The 25,155-nt window shown below is 41.7% G+C and carries 16 protein-coding genes and 1 tRNA gene; 9 read left to right on the top strand and 8 right to left on the bottom strand.

Annotation, left to right across the window (positions count from 1 at the left end):
* Nucleotides 1-33 precede the first annotated feature (33 nt).
* The 4 genes from ACFSKL_RS12975 to ACFSKL_RS12960 all read right to left on the bottom strand — a co-directional run bounded on the left by ACFSKL_RS12975 (nucleotide 34) and on the right by ACFSKL_RS12960 (nucleotide 7,266).
* Entirely contained in the window at nucleotides 34-1,890 is a 1,857-nt protein-coding gene (locus tag ACFSKL_RS12975) for a RagB/SusD family nutrient uptake outer membrane protein (RefSeq protein WP_376886640.1), read from the bottom strand.
* 16 nt (nucleotides 1,891-1,906) lie between these two features.
* Nucleotides 1,907-5,407 (bottom strand): SusC/RagA family TonB-linked outer membrane protein, encoded by a 3,501-nt coding sequence (locus ACFSKL_RS12970; protein WP_376886639.1) that lies wholly within the window; start codon nucleotides 5,405-5,407, stop codon nucleotides 1,907-1,909.
* Nucleotides 5,408-5,560: 153 nt separating this feature from the next.
* Complete coding sequence (locus ACFSKL_RS12965; RefSeq protein ID WP_376886638.1) at nucleotides 5,561-6,595, bottom strand: FecR family protein; 1,035 nt, start codon at nucleotides 6,593-6,595, stop codon at nucleotides 5,561-5,563.
* Nucleotides 6,596-6,618: 23 nt separating this feature from the next.
* Nucleotides 6,619-7,266: an RNA polymerase sigma factor gene (locus ACFSKL_RS12960; RefSeq protein ID WP_376886637.1), complete on the bottom strand. Its 648-nt coding sequence runs from the start codon at nucleotides 7,264-7,266 to the stop codon at nucleotides 6,619-6,621.
* Nucleotides 7,267-7,535: 269 nt separating this feature from the next.
* On the opposite strand from ACFSKL_RS12960, the gene ACFSKL_RS12955 reads away from it, so the two are divergent.
* The 4 genes from ACFSKL_RS12955 to ACFSKL_RS12940 all read left to right on the top strand — a co-directional run bounded on the left by ACFSKL_RS12955 (nucleotide 7,536) and on the right by ACFSKL_RS12940 (nucleotide 13,200).
* Entirely contained in the window at nucleotides 7,536-10,346 is a 2,811-nt protein-coding gene (locus ACFSKL_RS12955) for a YCF48-related protein (RefSeq protein ID WP_376886636.1), read from the top strand.
* Nucleotides 10,347-10,731: 385 nt separating this feature from the next.
* Nucleotides 10,732-11,976 carry a cystathionine gamma-synthase family protein gene (locus ACFSKL_RS12950; RefSeq protein ID WP_376886635.1) on the top strand — a complete coding sequence of 415 codons (1,245 nt, stop codon included), beginning with the start codon at nucleotides 10,732-10,734 and terminating at the stop codon, nucleotides 11,974-11,976.
* Nucleotides 11,977-12,191: 215 nt separating this feature from the next.
* Nucleotides 12,192-12,647, top strand: coding sequence for a helix-turn-helix domain-containing protein (locus ACFSKL_RS12945; RefSeq protein WP_376886634.1), 456 nt, complete (start codon nucleotides 12,192-12,194; stop codon nucleotides 12,645-12,647).
* Nucleotides 12,619-13,200: a PIN domain-containing protein gene (locus tag ACFSKL_RS12940; protein WP_376886633.1), complete on the top strand. Its 582-nt coding sequence runs from the start codon at nucleotides 12,619-12,621 to the stop codon at nucleotides 13,198-13,200. Before ACFSKL_RS12945 ends, ACFSKL_RS12940 begins: the two co-directional genes overlap by 29 nt.
* 45 nt (nucleotides 13,201-13,245) lie before the next feature.
* Here ACFSKL_RS12940 and ACFSKL_RS12935 read toward each other — a convergent pair whose 3' ends face one another.
* The 3 genes from ACFSKL_RS12935 to uvrA all read right to left on the bottom strand — a co-directional run bounded on the left by ACFSKL_RS12935 (nucleotide 13,246) and on the right by uvrA (nucleotide 18,442).
* Nucleotides 13,246-13,785, bottom strand: a complete 540-nt coding sequence (locus ACFSKL_RS12935; RefSeq protein WP_376886632.1) for a GNAT family N-acetyltransferase — start codon at nucleotides 13,783-13,785, stop codon at nucleotides 13,246-13,248.
* Nucleotides 13,786-14,284: 499 nt separating this feature from the next.
* Nucleotides 14,285-15,361 carry a peptide chain release factor 1 gene (gene prfA / locus ACFSKL_RS12930; RefSeq protein WP_376886631.1) on the bottom strand — a complete coding sequence of 359 codons (1,077 nt, stop codon included), beginning with the start codon at nucleotides 15,359-15,361 and terminating at the stop codon, nucleotides 14,285-14,287.
* Nucleotides 15,362-15,619: 258 nt separating this feature from the next.
* A complete protein-coding gene (gene uvrA, locus ACFSKL_RS12925; RefSeq protein WP_376886630.1) occupies nucleotides 15,620-18,442 on the bottom strand; it encodes an excinuclease ABC subunit UvrA in 2,823 nt (940 codons plus the stop codon).
* Nucleotides 18,443-18,576: 134 nt separating this feature from the next.
* Here uvrA and ACFSKL_RS12920 point away from each other — a divergent pair, with 134 nt between their 5' ends.
* Nucleotides 18,577-19,089 carry an FKBP-type peptidyl-prolyl cis-trans isomerase gene (locus ACFSKL_RS12920; protein ID WP_376886629.1) on the top strand — a complete coding sequence of 171 codons (513 nt, stop codon included), beginning with the start codon at nucleotides 18,577-18,579 and terminating at the stop codon, nucleotides 19,087-19,089.
* Between the two features lie 791 nt (nucleotides 19,090-19,880).
* On the opposite strand, the gene ACFSKL_RS12915 is transcribed toward ACFSKL_RS12920, so the two are convergent.
* On the bottom strand, nucleotides 19,881-21,245 hold the full coding sequence (locus ACFSKL_RS12915) for a DEAD/DEAH box helicase (protein ID WP_376886628.1): 1,365 nt from the start codon (nucleotides 21,243-21,245) through the stop codon (nucleotides 19,881-19,883).
* Between the two features lie 140 nt (nucleotides 21,246-21,385).
* On the opposite strand from ACFSKL_RS12915, the gene ACFSKL_RS12910 reads away from it, so the two are divergent.
* The 4 genes from ACFSKL_RS12910 to ACFSKL_RS12895 all read left to right on the top strand — a co-directional run bounded on the left by ACFSKL_RS12910 (nucleotide 21,386) and on the right by ACFSKL_RS12895 (nucleotide 25,150).
* Nucleotides 21,386-22,726, top strand: a complete 1,341-nt coding sequence (locus ACFSKL_RS12910) for a dihydroorotase (protein WP_376886627.1) — start codon at nucleotides 21,386-21,388, stop codon at nucleotides 22,724-22,726.
* 82 nt (nucleotides 22,727-22,808) lie between these two features.
* Nucleotides 22,809-22,884: transfer RNA gene (locus ACFSKL_RS12905), tRNA-His, on the top strand.
* A 98-nt stretch (nucleotides 22,885-22,982) separates the two neighbouring features.
* Nucleotides 22,983-23,123, top strand: coding sequence for a hypothetical protein (locus tag ACFSKL_RS12900; protein ID WP_376886626.1), 141 nt, complete (start codon nucleotides 22,983-22,985; stop codon nucleotides 23,121-23,123).
* Nucleotides 23,124-23,233: 110 nt separating this feature from the next.
* Nucleotides 23,234-25,150 carry an amylo-alpha-1,6-glucosidase gene (locus ACFSKL_RS12895; protein WP_376886625.1) on the top strand — a complete coding sequence of 639 codons (1,917 nt, stop codon included), beginning with the start codon at nucleotides 23,234-23,236 and terminating at the stop codon, nucleotides 25,148-25,150.
* The last annotated feature ends 5 nt before the right edge of the window (nucleotides 25,151-25,155 follow it).

Below are 25,155 nucleotides of genomic sequence, written 5' to 3'. Positions count from 1 at the left end.
GGTTAAGTTGCTTGTCTTTGGGTTAATAGGTTGCTAGTATCCTGGGTTTTGAATCAGCTCAGAATTCCTGTTCATTTCATCGAAATGTATAGGCATCCAATACATTTTGTCCAGCCACAGTCTATTTTCCTTACCGGGATCAATATCAAATACCTGATAGGTATAATCATAGATGTCCGGGTCATATCTGTAGAGGGAGTTGGACTGTCCTGGCTTCAAGGTGCCACGGATTTGTATTCCATTGGCTTGCCTTCCCAAGGTCTGTGGTGCAATCATCCACCTTCGGGTGTCGTAATATCGTTGCTCTTCGAAGGCGAGCTCTACCCGTCTTTCATTGATATATTTTTCTCTCAGTTCTTGACCGGAAGCAGTGATGGCTGGCATTCCTGCCCTAAACCTGATTTTGTTTAGCCAAACCTTTGCTTCATCTTCTTGCCCAAGTTCTATACACGCTTCGATGTAATTCATGACTACTTCTGTGACCCGGATAGCTGGCCAGGGAATTTCTTGCCATGTGTTTTGATCAACATGGGCAGGATCTGGTTCGATGAATTTTCTGACATAATAGCCTGTATAACTTCCGTTCCAATCTTCTATGGCACTACTTCTGGTGTCCAGACCCCAATGGGTAACTTTGGCCCCCGATGCATTAGTGATTTCATAACTACCCGTTTGGATTTGTCCAAGAGGATCTCTTGCTTGGTTGGCCGGTGATCTGGGCTTCCACTGGGCACCATCGTAAAGGAAAGTTGCATAGAATCTTGGGTCTCTGTTGTCATATGGAGCACTGGCATGACTAGGATTGCTCCAATCGAAGTCACTCCCATCCATCATTTCATAATCGTCGATCATCAATTGGACAGGCGTGTTTCCTGCCCAGTTGTTGTAACCATTTGGACCGTTGAATAGACCTTGCCGTCCGCCCCATTCAGGTTTGGAGTTGAGGTAGTACCTCCCAAAGATCATTTCATTTTCCCCTCCATTTCTTGAAAGGGAGTTGTTGTTATACACTGTCGCTGCCTCTTCAGGGTTTAATGGGGCTGTCAATTCCAGCTGGTTTCCGGGCATGAGATCCATGGCAGCTTTGGCAGCGTCTTTTGCTCGTTGCCATCTTTCGATTCTATTACCACCGGTGTACCCCAACAATTCCTTGTTAGAATAATTGGAAATTGTAGGGGAGTTGGCAGATGCGGTTGGGATATCATGAAGGTCACTTGCAGCATATAGCAAGACTCTGGCTTTGAGTGCCAAGGCGGCGACCTTGTTTGCTCTTCCCCTGACGAGGTTATGTCCGTCTAGGAGTTGGGCTGCATTGTCAAGATCTGATATGATGAAATTGACACACTCTTCAAAAGTGTTTCTTGGAATTTCATAAGTTTCTTCACCTAGCTCGTAGGTCCTGTCTGCAATGGGAAATGCACCATAATTTCTCAGCAACTGGTGGGAAAAATATGCACGCATAAATGTTGCTTCTCCCAATAACCGGTCGGCAATTCCACCTGTATTTTCAAATTGTGGTTCAGTCAGCTTTTCAATGGCAATATTGGTGGATCGCAGTCTTTCATACATATTTGACCATGCCCTTGACTCGTCTATCCAGCCCGGATTCTCGGGATTGGATCTGGATTCTGTCACAATATTGATACTTCTACCCGGATGGGTAAAGATGGCTTCATCAGTCAAGGAAGCAAGTGCCTGTTCATTGAAACCACCCCAAAACAACCCACCATAAATATCGGTAACAAAGGCTTCTGCCAAGCCAGGATCATTCCATACTACTGATTCTGAGACTTCCCCTAAAGGTGGAGTGTCCAGAAAATCATCGTTACAGCTCCCCAGCAACCCTAGTAGCGAGAAGGCGAATAAATAAATTCTATTATATCTTTTCATAACTAAAGCTCAAATTTTAAAATGTGACTGAAAACCCACCATTGATTACCCTTGCCTGTGGATAATATTGGCCTGTGGAATTGTTAGATTCAGGATCAAAAACCTTTAGCTTATCCCATGTTATCAGATTGAGTCCATTTACGTAAAACCGAAGGTTGCTTACACCTATTTTCGAGCCAAGATGGGTAGGTAGTGTATAGCCAATCTCAAGGTTTTTCAATCTGATGTAGTCAGTTTCCCTATACCAATAGGTATTGTTGTTGTCCCCATCAGAATAATATTGGTCACCTCTGTTGGCTATTCTTGGATGGGTGCTGCTGGGGTTTTCGACTGTCCATCTGTTTTCGTAGAAATCCAGGAGATAGTTTCCTATATTCCCGGATTCTGCAGCACTCACAAGCATGATCGCCCCGGTAGCTCCTTGGAAAAGGACAGACAAATCAAAGTTTTTATAACTCCCATTCATAATCATACCCCCCTGGAATCTTGGAATGTCATTTTTGTCTAACCTAACCCTGTCCAATGGTGAAATGACGCCATCTCCATTTACATCCTTGAATTTCATGTCTCCCGGGCGGAGTTCGTTGGTAATCGCTGAATAGTCCAGAGTATTGCTTGCAATATCTTCCTGATCTCTGAATACGCCATCATAAATGTAGATCGGACCCGGGGCATTCATTGGCCTTCCTGTACTTCTCTGCCAATCTGGGGCTCCAGGAGGTTCGTCCCAGAATAGGATTTTGTTTTTGGCATATCCACCATTGACACTAACACTGTACTTAAAATCACCTTTTGTACCTCGGTATCCCAAGTTGATATCAAAACCCTTGTTCTCGATTTCACCGATGTTTTCGGCAGGCAACAGCGAAGAAAGTCCTGTGCTTTGAGGGATCGAGGCGTTCCTTCTCCATAGGATGCTTGTCCTTTTATTATAAAAAACATCAAATTCGAAGAATATCCGGCCCTGTAGCAATTGGCCTTCTATACCTATATTGCTGTTGTTGGCCACTTCCCAAGTGATCATATTGTTTGGGACCCTGGTTTCAAACAAAGTTTTTGCTTCCTGCCCTTCGAGTATATGGCTCCTAAATCCATAGGTCGATAGGAACTGATACTCCTGAAGCGCATCTTCGTAGTAAATTTGGTCATTTCCCATTTGTCCCCAGGAACCTCTGATTTTGAAGAAGTCAAATGCAGGGAGTGAGTTTTTCCAGAAGTTCTCTTCGGAAACTACCCAGCCTGCCATCACACCGGGAAAGAACCCATATCTCGTATCCCTTGGGAAAATGTAAGAAGCATCATACCTCCAAAGGAACTCCATGAGGTATTTTTCCTTATAATTATAAGCTACTCTACCGAAATAGTTCAATCGCCCACGTTCAAATGCTCCACCTCCATTGTCTTTCTCGTCATCACCTCCAGCGAACATTTGGTCTATGGCTGTGGAAATAAAGAACCTTCGATATGCGAAGAAATCATCTGCCTTTACAGTTTCCTTGTTGGTTCCTGCCAAAGTCTGGAAGCCATGGTCCCCAAATTGTCTTTCATAGCTCAATACACCACCTAATAAGATATTCATCTGGTTGTAGTTGGATTGTCTCAACCTTGGTTCCGCCGGGCCTCTTTCGGTCGGAATGAGGATTGGGGTTGTGCCATCTGCCTCGAAGCCACTTCCTCTTTGGTACAAAATCCAAGGGGTTTCCCATGTTTTATTGAATTGGCTAAGATTATCCACAGCGGCTGTACCTGTGAATTTCAATCCTTCTATTCCCGGGATTTTTATGTTCAATGCACCATTTGTCTGAAAATAGTCCTTTAATTCTCGGTCATAGCCTGTGGCATTGGTGGTGATTACCACTGGATTTTCTCCATTTTCGATATCAGGTCCGGGTCTTCCATCAGGCCAAAAAGCCGGTTCATTCGGCTTGCCACGCATCTGCATCCTGAAAATTGCCGAAGCAGGCCTGGTAGGGAAAAACCTTTCTTCCCTTCTACCCAATACCCCGAGTTGCACGTCGATATAATCATTGATCTTTGCATCGAGGTTAAGGCGCATATCGTACTGCTTGTAGCCTGTCGCAGAGTTTTTATAATAAGCGTCCTGGTTTTGATAACCCAAAGAAGCCATGTAATTGACATTGTCGCTACCTCCGTTTAGTTGGACATTGTGTCTGGATTGGGGTGACCAAGTTTTGAGCGTGGCGGCATACCAATCAGTGTTTGGGTAGTTCCATGGGTCTGTACCTGCCCTGTGCAGAGCCAAGGCTTCTGGACTAAAAGGTGCATTCCGTATTTGGCCGTTTGGCCTGGTATAGGTGCCTGTAGTGGCAAATCCGGTAGTGGCAGCCTGCCATTCAGATACAGGAAGTTCATAAATACTTAAGTCATTGAGCATTTCTCCATATTGGGCAGCATTTGCAAGTCTTGGGACGACGGTTGGTTGGGCAAAACCTTGGTTGAATTGGTAAGTAAGTTCAGGTTTCCCGCTTTTACCCCTCTTGGTCGTAACCAAGATTACCCCATTGGCAGCCCGTGCCCCATAGATCGCCGCAGAGGCATCTTTCAGTACAGAAATAGATTCTATATCGTTGGGGTTCAGTCTTTCTATACCTCCGGCCCTTGCTGGAATCCCGTCAATTACTATCAATGCGTCATTGTTTCCAAGGGTGTTTGACCCTCTGATTCTGATGCCGGAACCATCATGGCCAGGTTCGCCACTTCTGTTGACTGCCACTACACCGGACATTCTTCCAGCGATAGAGTTGGTCAGGTTCATGGCCGGTGACTTGACGAGCTCCGAGCCTTTGACAGTAGCGACCGATCCCGTGATGGTTTCTTTCTTTTGTTCACCATATCCTACGACTATCACCTCACTTAGGGATTGAATGTCGGTAGCCAATGTTATGTTCAGGATGGACTGCCCGGCTAATTGTACCTTTTGTGAAGTAAACCCTATAAAAGAAAAAACAAGGACACCGTTTTCCGGAGCCTCGATGGTAAACTTCCCGTCAATGTCTGTTACAGTACCTACTGTGCTGCCTTCCAGAAGAATAGTCACTCCCGGCAATGGATCGCCCAATTCATCTACAACGACACCTGATACGGTCACATCCGCATTGTGTATGATGGAGACTGGATCGTTTTTTGATTTTTTGGTAGTGGGTTTGACATGTATATTGTTGTTTACCTGAACAAAGCTCAGCTCTGTTTGTCGGGTCAAAGTTTCCAATACCTCATATACTGTTTTGTCATATTCGGCAATGGTCAACTTTTGGCTTTGAGAAAGGAGGTTATCTTTGAAAGTAAACCTGAATTCTGTCTGGTCTTCTATTACCTTAAATACCTTTTTAATTGGCTGATCCTTAAGGTTCAAAGACACTTTCACTTCTTCAATGGTCTTTCTCTGTGCATTGCCGGTATTTGCCAGTAATACCGAGCACATGAACAGCTGTATCAAAAAACCATACAACATCCTTTTTGACAGCATAATAAGTTGTCTAAGTATATTTTTTTTCATAAAATTGAGTGGTTTAAGTGTTGAAATCTTGAACTATTGCCTCTTGGATGTAAGAATAGTATAGAGGCAATCCAGAAGGCAGGATGTAGTTCCCCCCAGAACTTATTCTGCCTTCGTTTTTTATGTGGAATTTTCTGCAATGCTTTTCATAGTCTAGTAGGTTGAAATGGTTATGGTTTTATTGTTGATATTGTAAGTGAAACCAGAAGTAAGTTTGATCCCCTCCAATACATTTTCTAGGGTCTCATTTTCATAGGCACCTGTGTATGTCCAGCCCGGTTTGATTTTTCCTTTTTGTAAGACTTCTACACCGTACCATTTTTCGATCTTCATCTTTACCTCTTCAAAGGTGCATCGTTTAAAAATCAAGTGCTTGTCTTTCCATCCTGTGATCTCCAAAGGGTCAAAATCCGTTTTGTAGAATGCACCATCACCTTTCATGACGAGCATCTCCTTGGGATCCAACAAAACTTGATTTCCCAACTCGTCATTGATTTTTACTTTTCCGGTAACCAGAGCCACCGATACATCTCCTGCATTGGTTTGGTTGACATTGAAGCTGGTGCCCATTACATGAATGATTTTGCTGTCAGTCTTCACGACAAAGGGACGCCCATCTTTTTCGACCTCAAAAAATGCCTCTCCAGTTAAGGTCACGGTTCTAGAAGAATCGGAAAATTCACGGGGATATTTGAGCTCACTTCCGGCATTAAGGTAGATTTTGGTCCCTTCCGAGAGTGTGATCATTGATTTTTTGCCAAAAGGATTGCTTCTGGTGATATAGGATATTTTACTTGTATCGGTTGGCTCTTCAGTAGTTTGGGAAATCACATTGTAACCCAACCAACATATCAACCCAATAAAAATGGAAGCAGCTATTCTCCTAATCGAAAAAAAAATGTACCAGCTGTTGGAGCTTTTCTTTTGTCTGCGGTCTGTTTCCGTGTTATCATGTTTGATGATATTCTCAAAGGTCTCAATGTAAGTTTTATCGCTTAATTCAAGGGCTTTCTTATATTGGATTGCTTGGATGATTGCAGCGGCACTTTGAATTGTCTCCCTTTTTTCAGGATGCTCAGCTAGCCATTTTTCCCAAAAATGCCTGTTGTCATCATCTGGGCTTACCACCCATTGGATGAAAAATTCGTCACTTAGGAAATGTTGTATTTTATATTCGTTGTATTTCATTCTCTTCTGGATTGGACCAATATTTACTTGGGACTCCCAAACATTTTGGTTTCAATTATATTTTTTATGCTTTCCAATGCCCGATAAATCAATTTGCGAGCTGATTTTACCTCGCTGAATTCCAGGATATCAGCAATTTCTTTATAAGACATCCCTTCTTTGTATAATAAGAGGACTGCCTGTCGCTGTCGAATTGTTAATTTATTCAATGCATCTTCAATGAGTCGGGTCTTTTCTGTCTCCATTTCCAACTGGATCAATTTTGTCTCGTGGGATACTTCGATCAGAAATGATTTTTCAAAGGATTCTATGTTTTTTGACTCAATAGATTTGTTCTTATTGAGTTTTCTGATGATTTCTCTTTGAAGGGATTTTAATAGATAAGCTTTTATGCTGTGTACTTCTTTCAACTCTCCCCTTTTTCTTCTCAGGTAGATAAAAATATTCTGGATGCAGTCCTGAACCACTCCAATGTCATTGGTGATTTGTATCCCAAATTCAAACATGGACGGGGCATGGAAACGGTAGATGTAATTAAATGCTTTTTCATCACCCTTGTTAAAAGCTGCCCAAATCTCGATGTCAGGTTTTTTTTCATATTGCTTCACGGCTTCGGCGTGCCCGATCAATATGACTGACTGATTATTTTGTTTTTTAGTGCTGTTGGTCATTATGGGTTGGTATTTCTTAGAATACTTAATATTAAGAGGAAGCAATTCGATAAAACGACCCCATAATATTTTAAAAAAAAATCTTTTGGAAAAATTTTCTCCAGTAAATAAAAAGTAAGAAATCTTTCTTAGACAGTGTTTGGTACTTTTTTGAAAAAATATGCTTATCTGCTTGGGTATTTTACTTCCTGTATTAGTAAATATATGCTTATATTGTTGTATTTAATTATATTTTTGTAAATAAACCTTCCTGAATAAATGCCCTTGAAATGAAAAGATTTATACTATTGATGCTTTTCTGTTTTTCAATACAATTCTTCACCCAAGCCCAAACTTGGAGAAGGGTAGGTGGCTGGGGGAACGAGTTTACCGGGATCTCTTGGGTAAATGATGAAGTGGGCTATATGTCAGGGAATCAGGTTATCCTCAAGACAATTGATGGAGGTCTGAGTTGGTCAGAGCAGAAAGCCCCGACGAAAAACAAAATGAATGGCATAGATTTTTTCAATGAAAATGTAGGGTTGATTGCTGGAGACAATGGAGAGGTGTATAGGACAACAAATGCTGGCGTTTCATGGGTTTTGATAGCCTTGAATACCGAGAGTTCATTGAGAAAAGTAAAATTCCTTAACCAGAACAGGGCATATATCATTGGTGACAATGGGGAAGTATACCGATCCACCAACAGTGGGCAGTCATGGGCAAGGCAAGCTGTAGGGACGAATGTTGATTTGACCGGATTGACCTTTGTCAATGTGGATACAGGCTACGTGTCAATGGCAAACGGAAATGTCTTGAGAACAGTGAACCAAGGAAATAATTGGGCGATACTGAATACTGGGAATGCCAAAAAGTTGAACGATATTTATTTTTTGAACGGGAGAAATGGTTATGCAGTAGGTGATGGGGGTGCCATTCTCAAAACGGTAGATGCAGGGGCCAATTGGGGCTTGGTCAATTCCGGTACAGAGAGGGATTTGTTGGGTGTGTCATTTAACAAGTCCAACAGCAATCTGGGAGTGGTAGTGGGTAAGAGGGCAACCTTGCTTAGGACTACCAATGGTGGGCTTACTTTTGATGGGATCAATAGCAATAACACACAGGATTATCTCGCGGCAAGTTTCAGGGCCAACTCAAATATTGTTTTTGCAGTTGGTACCAGTGGTTTCGTATTGGCATCGACCAACTCAGGTGGTTCATGGACGGTGAGGCTGTCAGGAATAGACAATGACTATTTTGCGACGCAGTTTAGAACTGAGAATATAGGCTATTTTGTGGGGGCAGATGGAAAGTTTTTTGTCACTACCAATGGGGGAAACAGCGTTTTGGATCGTTCTAGGCCTTTGACGGTTGATTTCAACAACCTCTTTTTCACCACCAATGCTTATGGGTATATCATAGGAAATGGAGGGACTGCTTTGAGAACATCAAATACTGGTGGGAATTGGACATCGCTCAATTTAAATACAAATTTGGATCTTCGGGGAATCTATTTTTTCAACAATAACATAGGATACATTGTAGGCGAAAATGGCTTTATTTCAAAAACAGTAAATGCGGGCTTGAATTGGGAGCTGGGCACTGTAGGCAATACCACTACGAATCTGAACGAAATCCTTTTTTTTGACGATTCCTTTGGTTTGCTGGTTGGGGAAAATGGCTATTTGAGCCGAACCGAAGATGGCCAAGAATGGGTTCAGGTAGCTGTACCCACTTCCGCTTCTTTGGTCGATTTGACATTGGTGGATGAAAACACCGCATTGGCAGTAGGAGAGGGTGGAACGATCATCAAGACTGAGGACAGGGGGCTTACTTGGAGAAAAATCGTCACATCTTTCGACACGGATTTTACGGGAGCAGATTTTTTGGATGAATCGGTAGGTTTTATTTCTGGTAAGGAAGGCTTGATTCTAAAGACAGCAGATGGAGGTGAAACATGGACCAAAATGCCAACTGGTACTTTTCAGGATTTTACTGATTTGAGTTTCGGATCTCTAAGTGTAGGGTATGCAGTAGGGGAGCAAGGTACTTTATTTCAGTATAGATGTGCAGTCCCAGATACCCCAACTTTGATTTTTGGGGAGGCTAATATTTGTTTGAGCCAACAAATCTATAGAGTCCAAAGCTCAGGGGAGTCTGGGGAGATTTTTGAATGGAGAGTGGATGGAGGAACGATATTGGAGGGGCAGGGTACCAATAGAATTGTCGTGAGATGGGATATTCCCGGAAGAAATGCGGTATTGGTAAGGGGGCAAAACGAATGTGGGAATGGCGGGACCAAAGGCCTTGAAGTATTGGTGTCTGTCACCCCGCAGAATATACCGGAGATCGATGGGGGAGGTGTAGTTTGTTCGGGTTCATTTGTGACATATTCTGTGGAAGATGTACCCGGGACTGAGTTTGTGTGGTTGGCTACCGGGGGATTGGTAAGAGAAGGGCAGGGGACGGCCACTGCAACGATAGAATGGACTGGAAATGGTTCCCAAACCTTGTCTGTGACTCCAAGAAATCCATGTGGGTCAGGTACTTTGTTTTCCAAACCCATCACCATCCAAAATGCCCCTACAGCACCTTCTTCAATCAACGGAGCCGAAATGGCGGGATTGATAGCGTATGATTATGAGGTGGTAAATATTGCTGATATCAATTATACCTGGTCAATTTCAAACAATGGAGGGACTGTTCTCGAAGGTCAAGGGACTAATAAGGTCAGGGTTAAGTGGGAGAAAGAGGGAAGTTTTGATCTGACGGTGACTCCAATGAACAGCTGTAATACTGGTCCTGCCAGCACTTTGAAAGTTGATGTTAATCTGATTACAAGTATCGAAGATGAGAAATTGGCAGAGGTTTTTGTCCAAGTATACCCTAATCCTTCCAATGGAAATATCAAGATTATGACCTCCGGACTTTCAGGTATTCGGGAAATCAGCATCGTCAATAGTCTGGGGCAGGTTTTGCAACAGGTCAAGCCGAATCAAAGCGTCTTTGAATATAATGTCAATAATTTGCCAAAAGGGCTGCATACTTTGATCCTTAGAACAAGGGATCATGAATTTTTCAAAAAAGTAATAGTTGAATAGGTTTTTGGATTGCAAAATAGCAGGGAATTCGCTTTTGTCCAAAAACTGACTTCGAGGGTTTGAACCTAATCACCATTGGACTATATCCCCACGGACTAACCCGCCTAAATTGGACAACTCTCGAAGGGTTTCTCACTTTGAAATTGTTCAAAGCAATTTCCTTGGGGAAAAAAGTAGATAATTCGTGATCGATATTTTTTTTATTTTCTCTCCATTATCAAGATTGTTTGCAGAACAATATTTTGTTTATTGAAAATAATGACAAGTAAATTCCTATTTTCAAAATATTAAGTATAAAATTATTTTTAATTCAGAATAATATTTTGATCAATATTTTGATTTTGATTTAGAAATTTTGCTGATTTGCAGTCATAACCCCAAATTTATGATGAATAGAGAATTTCATCCTGAGAGTTTGATGATGACTCATGGATACAAACCAGAACTTTCTGAAGGAGCGATCAAATGCCCTATTTTCCAAACCTCCACTTTTGTTTTTAAATCTGCGGAAGAAGGGAAGGCATTTTTCCAGGTTGCCTATGGGCAGCGGGAGAAAGAGCCAAATGAAGAGCTGGGACTGATTTATAGTAGGTTGAACAATCCGGATTTGCAGATATTGGAAGAGCGCTTGTGTCTCTGGGATGGAGCAGATGAATGTGCGGTGTTTGAAAGTGGGATGTCGGCTATTTCTACGGTAATGTTGGAATTTCTGAGACCTGGAGATATTATGCTGTATAGCAAGCCAGTATATGGTGGTACAGATCATTTTGTAAACAAAGTATTGCCTCAATACGGGATCAAAGGGATAGGTTTTACCAGTGTACAGAGCAAGGAAGAAATTCTGGAATTGGTAAAAGGCGAAGAAACAAGAGTAAAGATGGTGTATGTCGAAACACCGGCGAATCCAACCAACGCACTTTTTGACCTACAGATATGTAGGGCTGTGGCAGATGAATTGTCAGAAGGGGAAAAAGAAGTTGTGGTGTGTGTGGACAATACTTATATGGGGCCACTTTGGCAGCATCCGTTGAAGCATGGGGCGGATTTGATTGTATATTCGGCGACAAAATATATAGGCGGTCATTCGGACCTGATTGCTGGAGCGGTTTTGGGAAAATCCAAGCATATGGTCAGAGTGCGTACCCTCCGGACTTTTCTTGGGAATATGGCAGGTCCTTGGACGGGATGGTTGCTGATGAGAAGTCTTGAGACCTTGAAAGTGAGGATGACAAAACAGGCAGAAAACACAGTGAAGGTGGCTGATTTTCTTCAATCCCATCCAAAAGTGGAAAAAGTATATTACTTAGGTCACTTGGAGGAGGGTACTGTCCAACATGAAATTTTCAAAAGGCAGTTGACTTCTGCTGGAGCGATGATTTCTTTTGATGTAAAAGGTGGAGAGAAGGAAGCATTTACTTTTTTGAATAATCTTAAACTGATGAAATTAGCTGTTTCTCTTGGGAGTACCGAATCGCTTGCCGAGCATCCTGCCACTATGACCCACAGTGATGTTTCGGCAGATGACCGTGCATTGCTGGGTATTTCCGAAAAGTTGGTGAGGATTTCGGTAGGCGTAGAGCATTATACCGATATCATTTGGGATATTGAGCAAGCACTTGAGAAGGTATAGACAGGGTTTAAGAATCGACATTGTCAATAAAAAGAAGCCCATACCCTTCATGAATTAGGTATGGGCTTCTTTTATTTTTGAGATCTAGATGTGGGAAATGTGGAGAGGGGGTTGGGGTGCTGTTTTTTTGTTGAACTTTTGGGAAAATGTTAAATAGTGTCTAACTTTTTTCGTTTATTTCGTTTATTATTGTAGAACGAAGGATAATTGCAGCTATGGAAACATTCAATATAGTAAATAGACCATCAAAAGAAGACCAAAAATTGGCATTGAAATCATATGATGCCTTGGTCTCTGTGATTAGTCAATTGAGATCCGAAAACCCTGAGATAGAAATAGAAGAGACTCAAGAGAGGTTTAAAATACCTTTAAGCGCATTGATTTTTTTGAAAGATATTTTAAAGTCGATGGGAGAAGGGAAGCCTTTTTCGCTTGTGCCTGTTGCCATGGAAGTTACAACGCAGAAAGCTGCGGAGATATTAGGGTGTTCAAGACCTCATTTGGTAAAATTACTCGAAGCAGGTGAAATTGAGTATACTAAAGTTGGCAGACATAGGAGGGTTAGGTTTGATGAAGTAATGAATTACAGGAAAAAAATGAAGGAGAGGCAAAAGCTGAAAATTATTGAGATTATGAAGTCGGATGAAGATTTGGGTTTGTATGATACATAGTGTAAGATTTATTTGTGTATTGGATACTAACGTGATTTATCCGATTGAAATTAGAGACTTACTTTTTTGGTTTGCTTTCTATGATATGTATACACCAAAGTGGAGTGAACATATTTTTGACGAGTGGATTGATGTAATGAAACGGAAAGGGGTTAAGGAGGAAGAGGCGATTAAAAGAGTGAATAATGCCAATATAGCGTTCCCTGATGCTTTGGTTAGAAACTATTCTGGGTTGATTAAAGGTTTGACGCTTCCAGACCCAAATGATCGACATGTATTGGCTGCTGCTATTAAAACAGATGCGAACATTATTGTGACCAACAATCTTAAAGATTTTCCCGAAGAATATTTGGCTTCTTTTGGTTTATCAGTCAAGTCAGCAGATGATTTTTTGACTGATATCATCGATCTAAATCCTGAGAAAGCAATTGGGGCATTCAACGATTTGGTACTAAACAGAACAAATCCAAGTTTAAATGAATATGAAGTTTTGAATATCTTAAGAAAGAGAGGCTTGAAACAAACTGCAGATTATTTGCATTCATTATTGTAGCTTTCAAGAAGATTTTTGGATCGGTTGAAGTGTTTGAGATATTGGCTAACCCATTTTTTCAACTTCTGCCCTGATAATGACATATTGGAAAATATCTCCAATTTTGTCTTCTTTGATGTAGGCATCTTTGAGTATGGCTTCAGGGATAAAGCCAGACTTTTCGAGAACTTTCATACTTGCAGTATTGAAGTCAAATACTTGGGAGAAAATCCTTTTGATATTGGGGAATTTATCCAGGACATATTCGCAGTATAACTGGACGGCTTCGGTTGCGATTCCTTTTCCCCAAAATGGTTCCGCTATCCAAAAGCCTATTTCCAAGCTGGTTCTCAATTCGTCTTTGCATATTTCCCCACCTACCGAACCGACCAGTTGATCGTTGTACTCTATGGCGAAATTTTGTGGAGGATTGAACTTGATATTGTGTTCTATCCAATGACGGGCATCATGTATGGTGTATGGTTGTGGGAAAGTGTCTTTTAAATTCTTTGCTATTTTCGGGTTGTTCGCAATCGGATAGAGGTTGTGAAAATGACTTTCATTCCATCTTGCCAATGCAATATTTCCCTTGCCTGTAATCTTCATATGGTCTCGTTGGGTTAGATTACCTTAAGTTACCTTAATTTTCGAAGAAGCCAAATAATTTGTTTCACAGGTAATTGGAAAAATAAGTTAGTTGAAGAATTGGTGTATCGGAAATAGGGTTTGAAAGTTACAAAGTTGCAATGTTATAAAATTGGGAAAATTGGAAGATTAGTTGAAAGGTTCGAAGGTTACAAGGTTGGAAGGTTAGGTAGACCTAGCAATATGGGTAGCCTTTGTACATTGTACTTGGTACAAAAAGATTGGAAAATTAGTTGGAAGGTTACAAGGACATATTCTCATTTCTTTTGTCATGTCTTTGTCACGCTTTGATTTTACTTGATATTTTTTTTATTTGCAATCCTCATAGATACCTCTTAGTCCAGGTAAAGAGATCTCTCCTGCCGTCGAGGTGACCTAGTCGTTGAAATCACACTTTTGTCTTGAATCTTGTTTCTCGTCTCTTATTTCTTTCTTTCCTCCTTCCTCCTTCCTCCTTTTTCTACTCTTCCATCCCTGTGGTTTTCATTTTTTCTACATTTTCTGCAAACCGCAGGGCGGAGATGAAATCTTCAATATTGCCCTCCATCACATCTGGGAGATTGTAGACAGTTTTGTTGATTCTGTGATCTGTGACGCGGCTTTGGGGATAATTGTAGGTTCTGATTTTGTCGGAGCGATCACCACTTCCTACCATAGACCTTCTTTGGGCGCCTACTGCATCATTGTGTTTGGCAAGTTCGATTTCATAGAGCCTTGATCGCAATACTTTAAGTGCTTTTTCGAAGTTTTTGATCTGCGATTTCTCATCTTGACATGTCACGACAAGCCCGGATGGAATGTGGGTCAATCGTACAGCTGAATAAGTAGTGTTTACCGATTGTCCACCTGGACCAGAGGAACAGTAGGTGTCTTTTCGGATTTCATTCATGTTGATGTTGACTTCTACTTCGTCCATTTCTGGAAGTACAGCAACAGAAGCAGCAGATGTATGTACCCTTCCTTGTGTCTCAGTCATTGGTACACGCTGTACCCGGTGTACGCCGGATTCAAATTTCATCATGCCATAGACATCTGCACCGGTGATCGTACTGATGATTTCTTTGTAGCCACCCGATGAGCCAAAAGTCAAATCGAGCACAGTAAGTTTCCAGTTTTGTTTTTCACAAAATCGCTGGTACATCCTAAATAGATCTCCTGCAAAAATCGCAGCCTCATCTCCACCAGTTCCACCTCTGATTTCCAAAATACAATCTTTGGAGTCGTTGGGGTCTTTGGGGATTAGCTGTTGCTTGAGGTCTTCTTCCAGCTTGATTTGACGGTCTTTGAGCTCATCCAATTCGGTTTTTGCCATTTCCCTGAAGTCAGGGTCTTTTTCTTTCTCCAGGATTTCCTTGGAACTTTTGATATTGTCCAATACCAGTGTGTACTCGTCCAAAAGCTCTACAACTTTTTCCAAATCCTTATATTCTTTGGAAAGTTTGGTGTATTTGCCCATGTCGGACATGGCATCCGGTTGGATGATCAATTGTCCGACTTCAATAAATCTATCTTTTAGCGCTTGTAATTTGTCAAGCATAAGTTTTGCGTTTTTTTTTGATAAGAATGGCAAAGATAACTCCTCTAAGCCTAGGAAGAAAATAATTGGAAATATTGGGGGTAAATGAAAAGAGATTGCAATGCGATATACTGAGTTTGCATTACAACACCATCAATGCTCAATATTTATGGAAATTTGTAGATATTCTTGACAGCGTTTTCCTACTTGTGTAAACTTCGAATGCTACTTCAATGATTTCGAATACCCGGATGATCAGAAGTTGCATGTTGAAACATGTCAATTTCCATCAAAAGCCTCTCTCAAATACTTTGCGGTATAGTTGTCTGTCACCTCCATCAAAGCTTCCGGTGTGCCTTCAAAGGTGATATTGCCACCTCTTTCCCCTCCTTCTGGACCGATATCTATCACCCAGTCGGCTGATTTGATCACTTCGGTGTTGTGCTCGATGATGATGACGGTATGTCCCTGATCTATCAGTGCATTGATAGAATGGAGGAGTTTTTTGATGTCGTGGAAATGCAAGCCAGTAGTCGGTTCGTCAAAGATGAAAAGAATGTGCTCTCCCGATTTGTTTCCCCCTTTGCCAAGAAACGAAGCCAATTTTACCCTTTGTGCTTCGCCACCAGAGAGGGTGTTGGATGATTGTCCCATTCCGATGTAGCCAAGTCCTACTTCTTGAAGTGGTTGGAGTTTGTTGATGATTTGGTTTTTTCCATGGAAAAATTCCATGGCTTCATCTATCGTCATGTCAAGAATATCAGAGATGTCCTTGTCTTTGTATTTGGCATCCAATATTTCCGCTTTGAACCGCTTGCCTTTGCAGGATTCACAGGTCAGGTGAATGTCAGCCATAAACTGCATCTCTACAGTCTGCGTGCCTTCGCCCTGGCATGCTTCACAGCGCCCTCCATCTACATTGAAGGAGAAGAAAGCTGGCTTGTAACCTCTTTGCTTGGAAACAGGAAGTTCGGAGAATAAGGCCCTGATAGCGTCATATGCTTTGACGTAAGTTACAGGGTTGGAGCGGGAAGATTTCCCGATTGGATTTTGATCGACAAATTCGATTTGGCTGATTTTTTTATAATCTCCTTCCAGCTTGTCAAATTTCCCCGTTTCGTCGATGACAGTACCATGGATCTTGCCCAAAGCTGGGTAAAGTACTTTTTTGATTAATGTAGATTTTCCTGACCCACTGACACCTGTTACCACTGTCAGTGCATGGAGAGGGAATTTTGTAGTGATGTTTTTGAGGTTGTTTTCCCGTGCACCTTTGATGACAATGCTGTCTTTCCACTTTCTGTTGGATTGTTTGATGTTGATTTTTTCCTCTCCCTTGAGATATTGGGCAGTGTAGGTATCCGAAGTGGATATCAACGCTTCCAAGTTGCCTTGGAACATCAAATGCCCTCCTTTTACCCCTGCATCAGGGCCAATGTCAATGATTTCATCGGCTGCTTTCATGATTTTTTCCTCATGCTCTACTACGATGACGGTATTGCCCATGTCGCGAAGTGCTTTGAGGACTTCTATCAACCTATCTGTGTCCCTCGGGTGGAGACCAATGCTTGGTTCATCCAAAATGTACATGGATCCTACCAGGGCAGAGCCCAAAGAAGTCGCAAGTTTGATTCTTTGGAACTCCCCACCAGAAAGGGAGGAAGTGAGCCGGTTGAGTGTCAGATAGCCCAAGCCTACTTTGTCTATGTATTCTAATCTATTAAGGATTTCTTTTAATAGTCTATTTGCCACTTTTTGCTCAGCGGGACTGATTTCGAGGTTTTGGAAAAAATCCAAAGCTTTCTCGATGGGCATCAGAACAATATCAGTGATCGAGTGTCCTGTGATTTTGACGTATGAAGCGTCTTTTCTTAGGCGTGTTCCCCTGCAATCTGGACAGGTAGTTCTTCCCCTAAACCTTGACAGCATTACACGATACTGGATTTTATGGGTTTTGCTTTCCAATTCACTGAAGAATTCATTCAATCCTTTGAAGTATGAATTACCAGTCCAAAGCAATTCCTTTTCTGCTTCAGAGAGGGCCTCATAAGCGCGGTGGATTGGGAAATCAAAGTAAATCCCTTTTTTGACCAATGGTTCGAGCCATTTCCCTGTTGTCTCTCCACGCCATGGAGCAATCGCCCCTTCATATACGGAAAGTGATTTGTCAGGTATCACCAAATCGGGATCCAAACCAAGGACTGACCCAAAGCCTTCGCAGGTTCTGCATGCGCCATAAGGATTGTTGAAACTGAAGAAGTTCACCGATGGCAGTTCGAATGTGATATTATCCAGTTCAAATTTGTCGGAAAAGGTTCTGTTTGCTTTGTCTGGAATCAGGATGGTGCATTCACCATGTCCTTCAAAAAACGCGGTCTGAACAGAATCGGCGATTCTGAATTGATTGTCTTCGTCTTCTTTTTGCACAGTAGCCCTGTCGATCAGAATCTCGTAATGGCCTTTTGGCATCTTCTTTTCAGTAACCAAATCTTCCACAAAATAAGCTTCCCCATCAATCAAAATCCTGGTAAAGCCCTTTTGTAAAAGCAGTTCTAATTCTTGTTTGATAGATCTTGCATTCAGGATTTGGAGAGGGCAAGAGATCATCACCCGATCACCTTCTTCAAAAGAATGGATGAAATCGACCACATCAGTGACCGTATGGTGTTTGACTTCTTCACCGCTTACTGGGGAGAAAGTCCTTCCGATTCGACTGAAAAGTAGTTTGAGATAATCATAGATTTCTGTTGTAGTGCCAACGGTCGATCTGGGGTTTTTGGTACTTACTTTTTGCTGGATCGCAATGGCAGGGGATACACCTTTGATGTATTCCACATCCGGCTTTTCCATTCTCCCCAAAAATTGCCTTGCATAGGAACTTAAGCTTTCCACATACATCCTCTGCCCTTCGGCAAAAAGTGTGTCAAATGCCAAAGAAGATTTTCCCGATCCCGAAAGCCCAGTCACTACTACCAATTTGTTTCTTGGTATGGCTACACTTAGGCTTTTGAGGTTGTTTACCTTGGCATTTTTGATGATGATATATTCCTTGGGGTCAAGGTCGTCGATGGGTATTTTCTGAACTGGCATGCTTGAATTCATAACTTACAAAGTTACCCAAAAACCTATATAATGATAATTTGTTGGAGACTTTAGCTTTGGATTTTTGATAAAATCGAATTTTCCTGATGGAAATTTGTTTTCTTTGGATCAAGGATAGTCAACCGAGTAAGTATATGAAAGTAGAGAAAAACAAAGTAGTGGCCGTAAGCTACGAACTCCATGTGGATGATGGGGAAAATGGCAAGCAGTTTTTTGAAAAGGTAGAAAAAGAAAAGCCATTTCAGTTTCTGTTTGGGACAGGACATGTATTGCCTGCTTTGGAGGCGGCAATGGAAGGGAAGGAAGCTGGAGAAAGCTTCGAAGTGTTTATAGATTTTGAAAATGCCTATGGTGATTATGATGAAAGCAAAAAAACCATTGTCCCCAAATCAAATTTCAAAGAGAATGGCAAGAAAAACAAGGATTTGCTCAAAGTGGGAAAGGTAATTCCAATGAAGGACGACCAGGGAAACCAACTCAGGGGAGAAATCACCAAAATCGACTACAAGGGTATCCATATGGATTTCAACTCACCTTTGGCAGGTTTTGATTTGTATTTCAAAGGGGAGATTATTTCGATCAGAGAAGCAGATCCTGAAGAAATCGACCATGGACATGTGCATGGACCTGGAGGTCATGAACACTAAAGGAAGGGTAAGAATGTGACGGTTTAGCCAGGAGGAGAACAGGAGGAGAAGGTGATGGCTTGATATAGGGGGGCAAAGTCGATGATGGACCAATGACCCAGAAGGGCTTGCCTGATGCAGGCAAGGTTGGATTTATTCAATTGAAAAATTTAGCAAGAGACAAAGATGGGAGTTACATAGCCTTAGAGTGCGCTTGGGCGTACTCTAAGGTTGTCATTATGAAAGAATAGAATACACAGAACTTAACTCAGATGGCTGAGGAAATCGAGATGGGGGACATATTTTTGCTGAAAATTGATGCCTCTGGTCATTTCTCTAGAGAGGCAGCTATCACTGAAATCAGAGGAATGTAAGAGGCAAAATGTTAAAACGAATATTCTGAAAGTAACCTGATAAAGTTCTAAAAAATTGTCTGTTAAACAGGATTGACTTTCAGTGATATGTTAAGGTTTAACTAGCTTTAACCATTTCGAAGCCACCCAATCCGCAAGACCAAGTACAATGGGCACTCCTATTTCTCAAGTACTCCTTACCATTGTGACTTACCAATAACCAAATCCCCTAATAACCCAATCAACTAATCTCCAACAATCCGTAGCGGCCAAGCTCTTTACCCCACAATCTTCCAATCCTCAATCAACTTCTAATTTTTCGTGCGTTAGCCACCTTTCAAACTTTTCAACATTGCAACTTTCCAACATAGTCTTCCAACCTTCCGGCCCCCCTAATCTTCAAATTTTTCAATCTCTAATCCCTTAACCTTCCAACTTTTCAACTTTACAATTTAACCCTTACCCTCCTTTCTTCTTCCACTTCCCTTGGGTCTTCATTTGATTCCTGTTTCGCTTGGCTTTGGAGTTTTTGTTGCCACGCTTTTCTTTTGGTTTATTTGGATTTGGTTTAGGGCGGGCTTTTTTGTCATGGAAACCTCCTTTGAAATCAGGGTTTTCCTTACGTTTTTGTCCGTCAATCTCACGCTCATAGATTTGTTTTTCTACAAATGGTGTAGGAGTGATAGAGACTTCGTCAGGGATGTTGGCTTCCGTGACAGTCATCCGGATGATGTCTTCGATCTTCTCAAAATGATAGATTTCAGCAGGATTGACGAACGTGATGGCTGCACCATCCTGTTCGGCGCGACCCGTTCTACCAATTCTATGTACATAATCTTCGTAGATCAAGGGCACATCAAAATTGACCACATGGCTGACCATGGTGATGTCCAGTCCTCTAGCGGCTACATCTGTGGCTACGAGAATTCGCACATTGCCAGCCTTAAAGTCCTCCATGGAATTGATTCTCGTGTTTTGGCCTTTGTTTGCATGGATCACCCTGATTTCTCCAAGGTTTTTTCTGCTCAAATAAGTGTAGACAGACTCTGCGTTCTTTCTTGATTTGGTAAAAATTATCACCCTTTTTACATTTTCATCCGCAAGGATGTGCTCAAGAAGATTTGTCTTGGTTTTGATGTTCGGAACAAGGTATTTGATCTGGTGGATGGTCTCTGCCGTAGTAGCTTGGGCGGATATTTCTACCCTTTCAGGGAATTCCAAAAATTCGGTGGAAAGTCTCTCCACTTTTTCACTGAAAGTGGCGGAGAAGAGGAGGTTCTGTCTTTTGGTTGGAATCACTTCCAAGATTGCCCTGATTTGGGGGGTGAAGCCCATGTCAAGCATTTTGTCAGCTTCATCCATCACCATGGTTTTGATTTCACGGACGAAGATTTCCCCTTTTTTGTACAAATCCATAAACCTTCCAGGGGTTGAGATGATGATGTCGACACCAGCCTTCAGTTTTTCAATCTGTGATTTGGGACCCAATCCGCCAAAAAGACATACGTACCTCAAGTCTGTATATTTCCCAAAGCTGATGACAGCTTCTTCGATTTGCATACAAAGTTCCCTGGTAGGTGCCAATATAAGTACACGTGGGTTTTGTCCTTGCGCATATTTTGCTTTGAATAAGATAGGGAGTACATAGGCTGCGGTTTTGCCAGTACCTGTCTGTGCGATTCCCAAGACATCATGTCCTGCCAACGCAAGTGGAATGGCCTTGTCTTGAATTGGAGTAGGTTTGGTGTAGCCCGCTTCTTTGACTGCTTCTAAAAGCTGTTTATTTAATTTAAAATTTTCAAAAGATTGAGTGCTATCGGACATGATTGATTATTTTTGAAGAATTGGGAAAAAGACTTGAAATTAAACTCAATGAAAGTTTTTTTGGTTGGTATTTAGTAATGGCTTTATCCCTTTTGACAATTACTGATTAAGCAGATTTTCACTTAATAAATTAAAATTTCATGAAAAGCATATTGATTACCGGTGCAAATATAGTAAATGAAGGCAAGATTACCCCCTTAGACATACTTATCAAGGACGGCTTATTTTATAATGTGGGAAATGACCTCTCGGAATTTGATGCCGATATCAAGATTGATGCGAGTGGGAAATATGTTTTTCCTGGGCTAATCGATGATCAAGTGCATTTTAGGGAGCCGGGCTTGACCCACAAGGCGGATATTTACACCGAAAGCAAGTCGGCAGTGGCTGGAGGGATTACGACTTATATGGAAATGCCGAATACAGTTCCCCAAGCGACGACTTTGGAGCTGCTGGAAGATAAATATAAAATCGCCTCGGAAAAATCCCTCGCAAACTACTCTTTCTATTTTGGGGCGACCAATGATAATATCGATGAAATTCTGAAGGTAGATCCGGAAAGTGTATGTGGAATCAAGGTTTTTCAAGGTTCTTCGACTGGGAATATGCTGGTAGATAATCAAGAGAGTCTAAAGCGGATTTTTTCAGAATGTAAATTGCTGATCGCTACACACAGCGAAAATGACAATATCATCAAGGAAAACCTGGAAAAATACAAAGCAGAATTTGGTGATGATATACCACCTTCATACCATCCAAAGATCCGGACTGCAGAAGCCTGCTATGACGCTTCCAAAAGGGTGGTTGATTTGGCAAGACAGTATGGGTCAAAGCTACATGTCCTCCATATCAGTACAGCGAGGGAGGTAGAATTGTTCGATGAAAATTTGCCATTGGAAGAGAAAAGAATCACAGCAGAGGCCTGTGTTCATCATTTGTGGTTTTCTGATGGAGACTATGAAGAAAAGGGTAATTTTATCAAATGGAACCCAGCGATCAAAACCGCTGATGATAGGGATCGTATTTTGGAAGGTGTTCTAAAGGGCAATATTGATGTCATTGCCACGGATCATGCCCCACATACTTTGGAGGAGAAGAGCGGGAATTATATGAAAGCTCCTTCAGGCGGGCCATTGGCGCAGCATAGTTTGGTGGCTTTGTTGGACATGTATCATGACAGGAAAATCAGGTTGGAGGAGATTGCACAGAAAACAAGCCATAATGTCGCCATCCTTTTTGAGATAGATAAGCGGGGGTATATTAGGCCGGGATACCATGCCGATTTGGTGATTGTAGACTTGGAGAGTCCTTGGGAAGTGAGCAGGGAAAATGTGCTTTCAAAGTGCGGGTGGTCGCCTTTTGAGGGACATACTTTTAAGTCGAAAGTTACGCATACGGTCGTTTCGGGACACTTGGCGTACGAAAATGGGACGTTCCATGAAGAGAAGAAAGGTGAGAGGTTAAAATTTTCAAGAAAATAAATAGAAATTATTTGCTTTGAAAAAACCGAAATACTACTTTTGCAGTCCAATCAGATAGATGATCTGAGAAAAGTAAATATATGGTGGTTGTAGCTCAGCTGGTTAGAGCGCTGGTTTGTGGATCCAGAGGTCGCCGGTTCGAACCCGGTCTTCCACCCTTAAGCCCCTCGTAAAGAGGGGTTTTTTCATTTTAATGAAAAGTCTTGGCATTAATTTTGAGTCAATAAAATTCAAACTAAAAATCAACTATACGGCAATGTTTACATTATATAAAGCCTCGCCAAAATTTCCAAAGATTCAGCCTTTGAATACCAAATTCATACAGCGCTACATTGAGAAGTTTGAAGAATCGATCAGGAACTTCGAAGAGTTACAAAAAGAGAGGGTTAGCTCTTAACATCAGAATATTTTAAAGGTTATGGAAACATAACCTTTATTTTTTGCCTAATAGTTTTTCTTTTGAATTGTAAAAACTATTTTTATGGAAATCTCCAAACTTTTAACCAAATGAGTTACATCCATTTTGACAAATCCCAATTAATTAATCTCAATTATTCCCTAGATCGCGAAATTATCAGAACCAACAGAGGTGGTTCATATACAAGCACAACGATTATTGGATGTAATACGAGGAAATATCATGGGTTGTTGGTGTCTCCTCAGCCACAAATCGACACACAGCTTCATGTACTTTTATCCACTGTTCACGAGACAGTAATTCAAAGGGGAGCAAGTTTTAACCTAGGCATCAATAAATACCCAGGGAATTATTCGCCCAGAGGCCACAAGTATCTGGAAGATTTTGTATCAGAGCCAATCCCAAAATTGACCTATCGGGTTGGCGGTGTCTTGTTGCAAAAAGAGCTGATTTTGGATACCAACCGAGACAGGGTAATGATCCGCTACACATTGTTGGAGGCCCATTCTCCAACGAAAATCAGAATCAGCCCATTCTTGGCATTTAGGGGCTATCATAATTTGTCAAAAGAGAATGAAAAAGTAAACAGAGACTTTCAAAAAGTATCAAATGGGGCAGTTTTCCAGCTTTACCCGGAATATAGTCCCTTGTTTATGCAGTTGTCCAAAAAGAGTGGGTTTGTGTCTAACCCAAATTGGTACCACAATGTAGAATATATTTTGGAGCGGGAAAGAGGCTATGAATACCAAGAGGATTTGTTTGTGCCTGGGTATTTTGAATTTGACATAGAAAAAGGGGAATCGGTGATTTTCTCAGCTGGCTTGACAGAGGCTGATCCAGGTACCAGGCAGCGTGCATTTGAAAAGGAATTGGCAAGAAGGATTCCCAGAAATAATTTTGAGAATTGCCTGAAAAATTCCGCAGGACAGTTTATTCAAAAAAGAGATGGTAAAACCCATGTGATTGCGGGATATCCATGGTTTGGCTGGTGGGGCAGGGATACTTTTATAGCTGTGCCGGGCTTGACTTTGGCCAATGGTGATAAGGAGGTGTTTCTGGATATCATTGACACCATGGTGGCGGACTTGCATGGAGCGCTTTTCCCGAACGTAGGAAGTGGCGTGATGCGCAACATGAATTCAATGGATGCCCCACTTTGGTTTTTTTGGTCACTTCAACAATATGTGGAAGTGACGGGTGACGACAAGACGATCAAGAAGAGGTATGTGGAGAAAATGAAGGGCATCATTGATGGGTATCGCTCAGGTACAGATTTCAACATCCATATGATGGAAAATGGGCTTATGTATGGAGGAGAGGAAGGGATAGCCCTGACATGGATGGATGCCGTGAATTCGGATGGACCGGTGACCCCAAGGATTGGCTGCCCAGTTGAAATCAACGCGTTATGGTACAATGCCCTGCGTTTTTACCATGAGTTGACCTCTGAGCAAGAGATCTTTGATTTGGCAGAAAAAGTAAAATCATCTTTCAATGAGGTGTTTTGGGATGAAAAAAGAGGCTATTTGGCAGATTACGTCGACGGGGATTTTAAAGATTGGGCTATCAGGCCAAACATGGTTTTTGCGACATCTTTGCCATACAGTCCCCTTGAAGAGGGACAAATGGATAGCGTATTGGAGATTGTTAAATCCAAACTGTTGACTACAAGAGGACTTCGCTCACTTTCACCAGATGATCCAGGTTATAAAGGTTATTATTTTGGCAATCAGTATACCAGGGATGTTGCGTACCACAATGGTACAGTCTGGCCTTGGTTGTTGGGGCATTTTGCAGAAGGGTATCTGAAGCTGCATGGCAAATCGGGTAAAAATTTCATAGAGAAAATCATAAAAGGTTTTGATGGGGTGATGTCGCAATATGGTGTTGGGGCGATAGCGGAGATATATGATGGAGATCCACCGCATCGTCCAAAAGGGGCAATATCCCAGGCATGGAGTATTGGTGAGTTGTTGAGAATGATGTATTTGGTTAATAAAGTATAAACAAT

It is taken from the genome of Belliella marina, assembly GCF_042682445.1.
In the GTDB taxonomy this organism is placed as follows: domain Bacteria; phylum Bacteroidota; class Bacteroidia; order Cytophagales; family Cyclobacteriaceae; genus Belliella; species Belliella marina.
The sequence above is the reverse complement of the archived record's forward strand: the minus strand, read 5'-3'. Positions and strand labels throughout refer to the sequence as shown.